This is a genomic window from Agrobacterium sp. SORGH_AS 787, from assembly GCF_030819035.1.
Classification (GTDB): Bacteria; Pseudomonadota; Alphaproteobacteria; order Rhizobiales; family Rhizobiaceae; genus Agrobacterium; species Agrobacterium larrymoorei_B.
This window is the reverse complement of sequence record NZ_JAUTBG010000001.1, coordinates 1,676,820-1,689,559: the sequence shown is the minus strand read 5'-3', so window position 1 is coordinate 1,689,559 and position 12,740 is coordinate 1,676,820. Positions and strand designations below refer to the sequence as shown.

At 58.0% G+C, this 12,740-nt stretch carries 12 protein-coding genes; 3 read left to right on the top strand and 9 right to left on the bottom strand.

Going from position 1 to position 12,740, the window contains the following annotated elements; all coding sequences use genetic code 11:
- Positions 1-39 precede the first annotated feature (39 nt).
- From QE435_RS07440 to QE435_RS07405, 8 genes are all read right to left on the bottom strand, one after another.
- Complete coding sequence (locus tag QE435_RS07440) at positions 40-579, bottom strand: 2'-5' RNA ligase family protein (protein WP_349040805.1); 540 nt, start codon at positions 577-579, stop codon at positions 40-42.
- The gene (locus tag QE435_RS07435; protein WP_306928146.1) at positions 551-802 is read right to left on the bottom strand and encodes a DUF2188 domain-containing protein; all 252 of its coding nucleotides are present in this window, start codon (positions 800-802) and stop codon (positions 551-553) included. Before QE435_RS07435 ends, QE435_RS07440 begins: the two co-directional genes overlap by 29 nt.
- Before the next feature lie 104 nt (positions 803-906).
- Positions 907-1,800, bottom strand: coding sequence for a DMT family transporter (locus QE435_RS07430; RefSeq protein ID WP_349040804.1), 894 nt, complete (start codon positions 1,798-1,800; stop codon positions 907-909).
- A gap of 251 nt (positions 1,801-2,051) precedes the next feature.
- A complete protein-coding gene (locus QE435_RS07425; protein WP_349040803.1) occupies positions 2,052-3,794 on the bottom strand; it encodes a methyl-accepting chemotaxis protein in 1,743 nt (580 codons plus the stop codon).
- A gap of 172 nt (positions 3,795-3,966) precedes the next feature.
- The gene (gene alkB, locus QE435_RS07420; RefSeq protein ID WP_349041152.1) at positions 3,967-4,620 is read right to left on the bottom strand and encodes a DNA oxidative demethylase AlkB; all 654 of its coding nucleotides are present in this window, start codon (positions 4,618-4,620) and stop codon (positions 3,967-3,969) included.
- A gap of 2 nt (positions 4,621-4,622) precedes the next feature.
- On the bottom strand, positions 4,623-5,258 hold the full coding sequence (locus QE435_RS07415; protein ID WP_349040802.1) for a hypothetical protein: 636 nt from the start codon (positions 5,256-5,258) through the stop codon (positions 4,623-4,625).
- A 197-nt stretch (positions 5,259-5,455) separates the two neighbouring features.
- Positions 5,456-6,448 (bottom strand): aldo/keto reductase, encoded by a 993-nt coding sequence (locus QE435_RS07410; RefSeq protein ID WP_349040801.1) that lies wholly within the window; start codon positions 6,446-6,448, stop codon positions 5,456-5,458.
- A 97-nt stretch (positions 6,449-6,545) separates the two neighbouring features.
- The gene (locus QE435_RS07405; protein WP_349040800.1) at positions 6,546-7,322 is read right to left on the bottom strand and encodes an SDR family oxidoreductase; all 777 of its coding nucleotides are present in this window, start codon (positions 7,320-7,322) and stop codon (positions 6,546-6,548) included.
- A 109-nt stretch (positions 7,323-7,431) separates the two neighbouring features.
- On the opposite strand from QE435_RS07405, the gene QE435_RS07400 reads away from it, so the two are divergent.
- Complete coding sequence (locus tag QE435_RS07400; RefSeq protein ID WP_349040799.1) at positions 7,432-8,349, top strand: LysR family transcriptional regulator; 918 nt, start codon at positions 7,432-7,434, stop codon at positions 8,347-8,349.
- A gap of 145 nt (positions 8,350-8,494) precedes the next feature.
- Positions 8,495-9,217, top strand: a complete 723-nt coding sequence (locus QE435_RS07395) for a metallophosphoesterase (RefSeq protein ID WP_349040798.1) — start codon at positions 8,495-8,497, stop codon at positions 9,215-9,217.
- Between the two features lie 186 nt (positions 9,218-9,403).
- On the opposite strand, the gene QE435_RS07390 is transcribed toward QE435_RS07395, so the two are convergent.
- Positions 9,404-11,215: an IlvD/Edd family dehydratase gene (locus QE435_RS07390; protein WP_349040797.1), complete on the bottom strand. Its 1,812-nt coding sequence runs from the start codon at positions 11,213-11,215 to the stop codon at positions 9,404-9,406.
- A gap of 495 nt (positions 11,216-11,710) precedes the next feature.
- Between QE435_RS07390 and ytfQ the strand changes: the two genes are divergently transcribed.
- Positions 11,711-12,670: a galactofuranose ABC transporter, galactofuranose-binding protein YtfQ gene (ytfQ, locus tag QE435_RS07385; RefSeq protein ID WP_306928161.1), complete on the top strand. Its 960-nt coding sequence runs from the start codon at positions 11,711-11,713 to the stop codon at positions 12,668-12,670.
- Positions 12,671-12,740 lie beyond the last annotated feature (70 nt).

Genomic DNA, 12,740 nt, shown 5'->3' with positions numbered 1-12,740 from the left:
ATCACTTTTCGTGTTGGTCGGCGGACAGTCGCGACCACCCTATTCCGGAAACGGCAGAGACGCGCGGTGTTTCCATGGTCCACCAAGATAGTCCCACAGGTCAATTCCAAGGATCGCGATCCGACGCGGTTGGAAGTCGGCTCGCAGTTCATCGTGGAGCCTGTCTGCGAACACTTTCTCTACCTTGTTCTGGACGGTGATATGCGGCTTGAATTTCTGCCGATCCTGCGGGCCGGGCCACGAGCCAAACGCGTTGAAAAGATCCGCGCGCAGGGTTTCCAATTCCAGACTCTTGATCTCCAAGGCAACTCCAGCGCCCAGATGCCGAACGCCCGAAACCTCTGCCAAAAAGGCTTTCGTCCGAGCCACAACCTCGTCTGCAAGACCCAATGCGTCGTCAAACACCCGCCCCGGCAGGTGATGAAACAGGGTGATGTGCGCTTTGAGAAAATTGCGATGGGGCGGAAAATACTCCCGCCTCAGTTGCTCGAAATATGCCATATCGCCTGGGGCAATATGTGCCGTGACGATGATGGGCGGAAGCGTCATCTTATCGGTCTGAAGTGTCGTCGACGACATCCGTATCCGGCCGGTCTCCGCCGTTCACATGCTGCGACTGCCAGCTTCCATCGGAAAGCTGGTAGGAAATTTCCACTTCGTCTCCGCCGATCTGCTGGCGGCGGGCTGCATCCCGCGCGGCTTCCAGAGCCGTATCGTGGTCTGGAAAGGTCTCCGACCAGACATCATCGACACGATACGCAAATCCACCGTCATGTTGATCGACATGATAAACAACTGCCATGAGAGTCTCCTTTTACAGGCTCTCGCAAACGTCGCGACAGCGTGGATGTTCCCAAACAAGGCGGCTTTGACAGCGACAGCATGTTCACCACGAAAGCGTAACGTCTAAAGAATACGCTCCTTGGGCGATCCCACCATTCGCCTCTCCCAGCCGACAAGCACAAGGCTGGCGGTCACAATCAGAAGAGCCCCAATGAAGACGTTGGCCGCCGGAATTTCCGCCCAAATAAGATAGCCGTAGAGAAACGCCCAGATCAGCCCCGTATATTCGACAGAAGCGAGGGAGGAAGCTTCCGCGTGCCGGAATCCCTCATAGAGAAGAAATTGGCCGAGCGTCGAGATCAGGCCCACCCCGATCATCAGCGCCCACCCCTGCATGTCCGGGTTCTTCCACAGCCACGGCAGAGCCAGTGCGCAGGCGATACCGAAGAGAGCGCTCGTCGCATACATTTGCGTCAGCGTGGTTTCGCTCTTGCTGACGATACGAACGAGAATGGTGCTCCAAGCCCAGCAGAAGCCGGCAACGATGCATAGAAGCGCCGGAATCCAGTTCGGCGAGTGCGTCGGATTGGCTGCCACAAGCACGCCGACGAATCCAAAGGCGCAAGCAATCCAACGCCCCACGCCGACCTTCTCCTTCAAAACGAAGATCGAGAGAACGACGACCATGATCGGTGCGGAGAAGTAGAGTGTCGTCAATTCCGCCAGACCGAGATAAAGCGACGAGCTGTAAAACAGCATCCAGGCGATCAGCATCAACGTCGCGCGAAGCGCGAGCGTGCCGCGATACTTGCTCTTCAAAATCGACGGATGACGGTAGAAATAAGCCAGCGTTCCGGTGATCGCCACGATGACGGCACTGCGGACGAAAAGAATTTGCGGAACATAATAGGTTTCGACAAGGTACTTCACCAACGCATCCTGCATGGCAAAGCAGGCATAGCCCATAGCCGCGAGACTGATGCCGAAAAGCGGCCTAGCCTCCAAAGAACCCGTCATGCTCATTCACCACTGGCTGTCGATGCTTGCCCGTTCAACGCCGATCGGCTACCGGAATTTCAAGCAATCATGAACGCGTCCACTTTCTGGAACGCAGTGCAGGATGGATCGGACATCCCGCTCGCTTTTGCAACCCCAAAATGCGTTGACCTACAGCGTCGAGCCAGCACCGATGCGCATATGCCTTAAAGCAGAAAGCCGCGGAGCGAACTCCACGGCTTTCTCGTGACTGTGAAATGCATGCTCAGCGATCAGAACAACGCATCGGCGAAGAGATCATCATCGTCTGCCTCTGCTGTCGGTGCGGCGGAAGCATGGGCGCTGGCACCGCTCGACGGCAGATATCGCACGTGAATATCGCGCTCATGCGCCATGGTGTAGAGCTTGTAGACGCGCGATGAAAAGCCTTCGATCTTATCGGTGAAGCCGGACACATCGGCCTGATATCCCTCCGACAACTGCGCTGCGATATTACAGCAATCGTTGAAGGTGGCACCCAGCTCGCTTTCGAAATCGAGGGTGGTGACGACGGCACTGATGCGGCTGAAGACGGCCTGGCCTTCTTCGGCAAGCGCCTGCGTCCCTTGCTCCATCTGAGATTTGGCATGTCGGATCGAATCCAGCGCTTCGTTGAGCGGCGCGCTGAAGTTCTTCGAAAGGCCCTGCCCCTGTTCCACCAGCGCCTGTGTCGCAATCTCTACGCCACGCAGATCCTCGACGATTGCGTCTGCCGGTGTTTCTAGCTTGCCAGCAAAAATCCGCATCTCTCCGCTGACAACGTTGACGGAACGTCCGGCCTCTCCCAGCTTGGAGCAGCGCAGGTTGGAGTTTAGCGCCATATAATGGATGTCGATCTTGATCGAACGCAGCACCTCGATACCGCGCAACAATTCTTGGGCACTCTCGGCAACGGAGATGACCACCTTGTCCGCATCACCGCTGCTTCCCTGAACACGTTCGGCCAGCTTGCACGCCTCGACAATGTCCTTTTCCATCAGCGCGAGGACGTTGTTGTCGCCATTCGAGCTGCGATCGACGAGCTCATCTCGCAGTGAGAGAATGCGTGCCGCATCATCGGTGAAGCTGGAAATGCTGGTGAAAATCTTGCTGCAATCCCGCTGGAAGTCAGCAGCCGTTTCGTCCATCTGCGCACTGACAAGCTGCAGCACCGCTTCGCGCAGCACCTCATGTTCGGTCCCGGTAAGCGCTTCGCCTTCCGGTGAGGAGACGAACTCTTCCAAAAGTTGGAGAATGCTCTGAACATGCTCGATGCGCTGTCTGGTAATGTCGCCGATCTGCAGATTGGACAGGACGGAACCGATCTTGCCCTGCACCCCCTGGGCGATCTTCTTGACCTGTCCCGCGATCTCCGCCATCTCCCGGTGCTGGTCAACGAAGCGGGCGGAATTTTCCGTCAGTCCCTTGATGATGGGGGGAATGATCGCGCCGAAGTCGGTCAGGGTTTTCGTAGAAAATGAGCGGGCATCGGACAGTTGCAGACGCATCGTCTCAAGATTGGCACCAAAACGGCCAACCTCATCCGCACCAGACTGGATGCGTTCGCGAATTTCGTCGGCAAAGCCGGAGAACTCCGCAAGGCCTGCACCGGCAATCTTCACCGTCACGGCAAAAGTCTTGAGGTAACGGATGGTCTCGTGAATATCGTCGATATGGACGCGGGTCGAGGAGCACATGGTGGTGAGTGCTTCGAAGCCGGCTTTACGATCGCGCTCGATTTCCGGCAGATGCGACAGATCTGTCATCGTCCTGCGCAGACCGGCAACCGTTTCTTCGGTCTTGCCCTGGTCCATCGTCCCGGTGATCCCGTCGAGAATGCCGATGAGATCGTTGAGCATCTCCATGACGGAAACGAGCACTGCGCCGCCGTCGAGAAACCGCTTCTCGATGCGAGCATGGGCAGCCGTCAGCTTACTGTTAAACTCAATTTGGCGGTCTGTATTGTATGCCCTGTTCGGTTTGAGCTTTGCACCCATGGTCGTTTCCCGATCTCGTGTTGTGCTTTCACGCTACACGGGATGACAAAACGACAAGTAAACGCGGCTTTAGGAAAGCGCGGAGATCGTTTTTACAGTTAACATAGTCGTTAAAATCGTTTCTTTCTGAAACTATTTTCCGACCGCTTAGTAAAGCTCTGTCATCTCATCATCAAACGACGGCGTGGCGGAAGGTAAGATTATAGCGGAAAGCACCCGCCTTCTCATGGATGCCGTTCTTCAGGGTCAGCACGCCATGATAAAAGAGCCGGGAAGCGCCGCCCCAGACCACCACGTCCCCATGCTTCAGCGGATACTTCGTCACAGGATCCGTGCGTTGCAACCCGCCAAACTGGAATGTAACGGGCAGGCCAAGCGACACGGACACGATGGGGCGGGAAAAGTCCCTTTCATCCTTGTCCTGATGTAGCGCCATTTTCGCGCCTGGCTCATAGCGGTTGATCAGGCAGGCATTCGGTATGAAATCGGGATAACCGGCCTCGTGTGCCGCCGTTACCGCAAGCGACAGAAAGCTCTCCGGCATCGGGCTCCAGTTCTCGCCGGTCAGAGGATCCTGGCGCTCATAGCGATAGCCGCGCCGATCCGTCACCCACCCATAGGTGCCACAATTGGTCATCGCGACCGACATGGAAAAACCACCGGGCGTGACCATGTGCCGGAAGGGGGCCGACGATGAAATGCGGTGGATATCGTCGATCAGTTGATCTGCCTGCGAGAGCGCATGGCCACGCATCAGCACGGCACCGTCTGCCATATCCTGCCGGGACGCCTCTTGAGGCTCGAGCCCGGCGAAGAGGTCATTCATCATCAGGCAGCATCCTGATCGGCGGTCTCAAGAGACGGATGGAGCACGGGGCGATAGCCCGCCTCCAAAGCTTTTAGCGTCGAAGGCGGCGTCAACAGCCCGTCGACGAAGGGGAGCGTGGACGTCCGACGATAACCTTCAGGGCTCCAGCGGTAGGTATTGCCACTGGCAACGAGATAGGCCTCGCCTTGGGCCGCAATCATCGTCCCATCCGGCAGCTCTTCGACAGGCGTCAGCAGGACATTGACGCGCTTCCGCTTCATCTGCAGGCGTTCCCGGTGCAGCGTCGCATCGATATCGCGGATGGAGCCTGCCGGTGAACCGTTGCCCTCGACCCAGGCGGCGACGAACTTGCCGGCCTCTTCGCGCCGGCATTGAAAGCAGGGTCTGTGCCCGGCTGCCAGGGCAGTCGCCTCATCCAGAAAGAACAGCTCCGTCCAGCTTCGCGATGCCATCACGTCACGGCGAACGCCCTTATAGTTGCAACTGCAAATCAGCCAGGATTTCGACGCCCAGCGCTTGGCTGTCAGCGTCCTTGACGCCGGATCGTGGATGATGCCGCGATTGCCGGTGAAGAGACCCCGCATTGGCAGGTCGAGAATATCCCCGAATGGATCGACGCGGTTTTGCAGCGGCATGTCCTTCCTCCCCTGCTTCCAAAGCAACATCAACAGTAGTTTCCAGAAACTGGACCATTTTAGGGTGAGAACCGGCAGAAAGACAAATAATGCGTCATACGACTTACTTTGATCTCATGAGAGTGAAGGATACAAAACCTCGGCTTGCGGAACGCCGTGCGTGATACGATCCACGGCGCTCTTCTTCGTATCTTTATCTACCAGCGCTGATGGACATGCGGCGCGATTTTCTCACGATAGAGCGCCCTCACCTTCTCCATAACCTCTTCTGGGATTGCCGGTACGCGGCTCGCCGCGGCGTTTGCGGTCGCTTGATCACGGTTTTTCGCACCGGGAATGACGACCGACACGGCGTCCTCCATCAATATCCAGCGTAGCGCGAACTGGGCCATGGTGGCGTTGCTCGGAACAAGCGCTCGCAATTCCTCGACCGCCTCAAGCGCAACATCGTAAGGAACACCCGAAAAGGTCTCGCCGACATCGAATGCCTCACCATGGCGATTGAAGTTGCGGTGATCGTCGGCAGCGAAGGTCGAGTCCTTGCCCATTTTCCCCGTCAGCATACCGCTTGCCAGAGGCACGCGCACGATGACGCCGACATCGCGCCGCTTGGCCTCGGAGAAGAACAGATCGGCGGGACGGTGCCGAAACATGTTGAAGATGATTTGAACGGTCGAGACGTTCGGGAAGGCAATGGCCTTGAGCGCTTCTTCCACCTTCTCCACCGATACGCCATAGAAGCGGATCTTGCCTGCCGCAACGAGGTCATCCATCGCACCGAAAACCTCAGGTCGATAGTAGACCTCTGTCGGCGGGCAGTGAAGCTGGACAAGGTCGAGAGCCTCGACGCCAAGGTTCGAGAGGCTCCGATCAACGAAAGCCTCAAGATTGGCCTTGGTATATCCGTCGGCGACATGCGGGCTAAGCCGACGTCCCGCCTTGGTTGCAACGATCGGCCGCTCGCCACCCCGCTCCTTCAGCACGTCACGGATGATGCGCTCCGAGCGACCGTCACCGTAAACATCAGCCGTGTCGATGAAGGTCATGCCGGCGTCGAGCGCAGCATGGACGCTGGCCTTGGCATCAGCCTCATCCACGTCTCCCCACGAGCCGCCAATGGCCCAAGCGCCAAAACCGATTTCCGAGATGTTCCAGTTGGTGCGACCGAGACGGCGTGTCTGAATGGTCATGAATATACTCCATAGATAGATCGAGACTTCGGCGAGAAGCCGGTGGGCCGATGGGCGATGTCAAAGATTGGGCGAGGCAAAGGTGTCGAAGACGCCATCACGGCATGAGCTGTCCGCCGTTCACCTCAAGAGTCTGCCCGGTGATGTAGCCGGACAGGAGTGGTGATGCGAGAAAGAGATAGGCGCCAACGCATTCATCCGGTGTACCAACACGGGCCATTGGCACGCTCTGCCGCTGGGCATCGAGCATTTCCGGGCTGGTGTAGCGATCATGAAAGGGTGTCGAGATAATGCCCGGTGCAACGGCGTTGACGCGAATCCCGTCGCCAACGAACTCCTTTGCATGGCCACGGGTGATCGTCGAGACGAAGCCCTTGGCGGCAGCGTAGAGGATTGCGCCATTGCCGCCACCGTTGCGCGCCGCAATCGAGCTCGTGTTGATGACGAAGCCCTGGCGCCGCTTGAGGAACGGAACAGCTGCCTTCGTCGCAGCCAAGACGGAGCGGGCGTTAAGGTCCATGACGCGGGCATAATGGGCGTCGTCCATGTCCGCCGTCGGCACGCGACCAAGCATGCCTCCGGCGTTATTGATGAGCCCATCGAGCCCACCGAGCTTTTCCGCAGCGGTTTCGACGACGCGTTCACTCGTGCCCGGCTGGGACACATCACCTTGAACAAGGATGGCCTCGCCCCCAGCGTGGCGAATATCGGCAAGCACCGCCTCGGCGGCCGCCGCACTTTCATTGTAGTGGACGGCAACCCTTGCCCCTTGCGCGGCAAGCGCCTTCGCCACTGCGGCGCCGATGCCCGTGGAGGCTCCTGTTATGAGAACGGCTCGGTCGTTCAAATCCGGAATCGTCAATTCGTGCCACATGGGGTGCTCCTCCGCACGCTTCAGTTGGACCGACCCTAGGCCTTGCAGGCATAGAAGCAAGGTCTTATCCTTGCACCACATTCAACGATGCACTGAACGGAAATCATTCATGCCACCGTTCCTTCGGTCCGAGCTGCCGGACCTCGCCGCGTTCTCCATCGTCGTCCGGCGCCGCAGTTTCAAGGCAGCCGCGATCGAACTAGGGATCACGGCATCTGCTCTGAGCCATGCGATCCGCCGGCTGGAAGAGCGCCTCGGCACGAAGCTCCTCAATCGTACAAGCCGAAGCGTTGCGCCGACGCCTGCGGGTTTGCGCTTTGCCGCACGCCTTGAGGCAGGGTTTGACGAGATCGCCTCGGCACTGTCCGAGATGGAGGACGGACATGCCGGCGCCTTCGGCGAGCTGCGCCTGAACATTCCTGCCGACGCCAGTCGCCTTCTGGTCAGCCCGGTGCTACCGACCTTTCGCAGGCTCCTGCCGGATATGCGGTTTACGGTCGTCGTCGAAAATCGCCCTGTCGACATGGTGGCTGAAGGCTTTGATGCGGGGATACGATATGGGGATACAGTTCCCGAAGATATGATCGCCGTCGCGCTCACCGAGCCTTTGGAATGGGTGGTCGTCGGCGCCCCGCGCTATCTCGACACCCATGGCCGACCGAAAAGCCCTGAGGACCTGATGCAGCATTCCTGCCTGCGCCTTCTGCTGGGCGACAATTCCGCCTTCCGATGGGAGTTGGGCAATGGCGATGCCATGATGCGGATCGACGTGCCTGGAACCTGCACCATCAACGATACGCAGACCACCATCGATGCCGCCGCCGATGGCCTGGGTCTCGGTTATGTCTTGAAACGGCGTGCTGACGCGGAATTGCGCGAAGGACGGCTGGAGGTCGTCTTGCCGGAATGGTCGTCGACTGGTGCAGGTTTCCACATGTACTATCCCAGCCGACGGCAAAACCACCCGGCGCTACGCCATTTGATCGAACTCATACGAGCGCGGGAAGGACTGCCACCCCTGGCGTGATGAAGCCTCACTCCAGCCGGTCTGAACGCCAAAAGATCATCCCGTCGCGCAGTCCGGTAGAACGTTTCCCTTTGAACACGAAGTGCTCTAAGGCTTGGGATCAATACCGCGGCTCCCGCCCCTTCTCGAGATATATGGTCCCGCCATGCGCCAAAAGCTTTTCTTCTCCGAACGACCGGAGGTCATCTACGCAGTGGGCGATGTCCATGGCTGTCTCGACCTTCTTCACATCCTGCAGGAGAAGATCAAAGCCGACGCTGCGCTGGAGACGGGCGACAAGTGGATCATCATGCTCGGCGACTATGTCGATCGCGGACCGAAATCCTCTGGCGTCCTTGAAGAGCTGAGTACGACCCAGCCTGATGGCATTCAGCGTTTCTGCCTTTCGGGAAACCACGAAGACTCGATGCTGGATTTTCTCAAGAATCCTCACCGGGATCACCGCTGGCTGGAATTCGGCGGGCTGGAAACCTTGCAGTCCTACGGTATTCCTTGGCTACCGGACGACAATCGGCAATTGCGCATAGCGGTGCAGCAGGCCATTCCGCCCCATCACATCACCTTTGCGGCTGGCCTTCCTTCGCTGATCGCGGTGCCCGGACTATGCTTCGTCCATGCCGGGCTTTTGAACGACGTTCCCCTCGAACAGCAGGAGGATAAACACCTCCTCTGGCTCCGTCCGAGCCAGCAGGGAGCGCCCTCGGTGCCGAACCCGTTCCTGACGGTTCACGGTCACACGCCGGTGCGCAACGTTGCGATGGTCGATAACCGGCTGAATGTCGATACCGGCGCCTTCATGACGCGACGCCTTTCTGCCGTGAAAATCAAACGCGATGGCGAAGTTACGGTTATGACGTCAGACGGATAAAGCACATCGCGCTGAAACGTGCAGCGGTTTGGCGATAACAACATACGACGGGAAAAAGGACCAAAGCGTAAAGAGCGGATCTGAAAGATCGCGACAGGCCTTGGACAAAGAAAAGCCGCCGGCTGAGTAACAACCGGCGGCGAGGAAATGACGTGCCGGACTACTCCGGCACGTCAGCAAACCAAGTTAGTGGTTATCGCGCGGGAGACCCTTGGTCTGGGCGATGCGCTGATACTTTACGGCTGGTTCAAGAACTGCGCCCGTTTCCATCTGGCCGACGATGCCGCGCTGGATTTCCTGCCAAGGCGTCTGGTGATCAGGGTACTTGTAGCCACCCTGAGAATTCAGCGCCTCATAGCGCTTTGCCAGCTCTTCCGGCGAAATCAGGATGTCGGCCGTGCCTCTGCCCACATCGATACGAACGCGGTCGCCGGTCTGAAGAATGGCAAGACCGCCACCTGCTGCCGCTTCCGGCGAGGCATTGAGGATCGACGGGCTGCCCGAGGTACCGGACTGACGGCCGTCGCCGATGCAAGGCAACGAGTTGACGCCTTCCTTCAGCAGGTAGTCGGGAGCACGCATGTTGACGACTTCAGCTGCACCGGGATAGCCGATCGGGCCCGCGCCGCGCATGAAGAGAACCGTCTGCGCGTCGATACCGAGCGACGGGTCGTCGATGCGGTGGTGATAATCTTCCGGACCGTCGAATACGACCGCACGGCCTTCGAAAGCCTCGGGATCGTTCGGGTTGGAGAGATAACGCTCGCGGAATTCCGGGCTGATAACGCTGGTCTTCATGATGGCGGAAGAGAAGAGGTTGCCACGCAGAACGCGGAAACCTGCACGCTCCTTCAACGGACGGTCGTAAGGACGGATGACCTTTTCGTCTTCGATGATTGCGCCACGGCAGTTTTCGCCAATCGTCTTGCCGTTGACGGTCAGGGCGTCTTCCATGATGAGGCCCTGCTCCATCAACTGGTTGACGACGGCCGGAACACCACCGGCGTGGTAATAGTCTTCGCCGAGATATTCGCCGGCTGGCTGCAGGTTGACGAGCAGCGGAACTTCTTCGCCATAGGTCTGCCAGTCATCGACGGTCAGTTCGACGCCGACGTGGCGTGCAAGACCGTTCAAATGGATCGGCGCATTGGTGGAACCGCCGATTGCCGAGTTGACACGGATGGCGTTGATGAAGGCATCCTTGGTCATGATATCGGACGGCTTCAGGTCTTCCTTCACCATCTCGACGATACGAAGACCGGTGAGGTACGAAATCTCCTGGCGATCGCGATAAGGCGCGGGGATCGCGGCAGAACCCGGAAGCTGCATGCCGAGCGCTTCGGCGAGCGAGTTCATCGTGGTCGCCGTGCCCATGGTGTTGCAATAGCCGGTCGATGGCGCGGAGGAAGCAACGAGCTTGACGAAGCCCTGATAATCGATCTCGCCCTTCGCCAGAAGTTCACGAGCCTTCCAGACGATGGTGCCCGAACCGGTGCGCTCGCCACGGAACCAGCCGTTCAGCATCGGGCCGACGGAAAGGGCGATGGATGGAATGTTCACGGTGGCCGCCGCCATGAGACAGGCAGGCGTTGTCTTGTCGCAGCCGATCGTCAGAACGACACCATCGAGCGGATAGCCATAAAGTACTTCGACGAGGCCGAGATAGGCAAGGTTACGGTCGAGACCGGCGGTCGGGCGCTTGCCGGTTTCCTGGATAGGATGAACAGGAAATTCGATGGCAATGCCGCCCGCTTCGCGGATACCTTCACGAAGGCGGTTCGCCAGTTCCAGATGGTGGCGGTTGCAAGGCGAAAGGTCGGAACCCGTCTGCGCGATACCAATGATCGGGCGATCCGACTGCAATTCAGCCTGGCTCAGACCGAAATTCATGTAACGCTCGAGATAGAGCGCCGTCATGTCGGCATTTGCGGGATTGTCGAACCACGCGCGTGAGCGCAGCTTGCCTTGCGGGGCGGTCAAATTCTTCGAGTCTGTCATGATAGTGGTCTCCAGCCGGAAGTGGCGAACGGGTAGGTCAACGGGAGTGCGACGAATTCATGGTGAAGCGTCGACAATGGGACCACGCAAACGCGTAGCGGAGACGACGACATCTGGCAAGGCGGACATCGGCCCAAACCTTCCACTGCGCCCAAACTCTCGCTGACGACTCGCACGATTCCTCCCGCCTCAATCTTTTTCTTCCCCTGCCTGATCTGGGGCAAGTGAGGAACGCGGTCAATGCCGCAGATTGTTCTTTGTATTCGTATTACTATTTCGGCATCCACGCAATTGTCAAGGAACATGCGGGCAGGCACGGCAGACGCTGAGAAAAAATATTACTAATTTATCTCATTGAATCTAAATGACATTATTTGGAATGACCTGTTCCATTTTGCCCTCGATGACGATTTTAAGCAAAAAATCTCTTTCCAAAGATATTACTATATGCTGATATCGCTTCGTCAGCCGACATCATCTCTGGGAGGATTAAAGATGAAAAAAGCACTCGCGGCGGTTACCGTCGCTCTTTCCGTATGCCTTGCATCCGGCGTATCCGCAAAGTCACTCACCGTCGGCTTCTCGCAGATCGGTTCGGAATCGGGCTGGCGCGCTGCGGAAACAACCGTCACCAAGCAGCAAGCCGAAAAGCGTGGCGTCAATCTCAAGTTCGCCGACGCGCAGCAGAAGCAGGAAAACCAGATCAAGGCCGTTCGTGGCTTCATCGCGCAGGGCGTTGACGCCATTCTGATTGCACCTGTCGTGGCCACGGGCTGGGATGCCGTTCTGAAAGAAGCCAAGGAAGAAAACATTCCTGTTATTCTTCTAGACCGTCAGATCGAAGCACCAGACAACCTCTACCTGACCGCTGTGACTTCCGATCAGGTTCACGAAGGCAAGGTTGCCGGTGACTGGTTGGTGAAGGATGTCGGTTCGAAGGACTGTAACGTCGTCGAGCTTCAAGGCACGACCGGTTCTTCGCCTGCCATCAACCGCAAGAAGGGCTTCGAAGAAGCTATCGCTTCGCACAAGAACATCAAGATCACCCGCTCGCAGACCGGTGACTTCACCCGCACCAAGGGTAAGGAAGTCATGGAAAGCTTCATCAAGGCTGAAAATGGCGGCAAGAACATCTGCGCCGTCTACGCCCACAATGACGACATGGCTGTCGGCGCGATCCAGGCCATCAAGGAAGCCGGTCTGAAGCCCGGCACCGATATCAAGGTTGTCTCCATCGACGCTGTTCCGGATATCTTCAAGGCCATGGCTGCCGGTGAAGCGAACGCGACCGTCGAACTGACGCCGAACATGGCTGGCCCTGCCTTCGATGCACTTGAAGCCTACCTGAAGGACAAGAAAGAGCCGAAGAAGTGGATCCAGACGGAATCCAAGCTCTACACGGCGTCTGACGATCCGATGAAGGTCTACGAAGCCAAGAAAGACCTCGGCTACTAAGCCCAGCTTGGGGGTGAAGCCCGCTTCACCCCAGATGCTCTAACGCTTCCGTTCTTGCGCATTGCAGGGT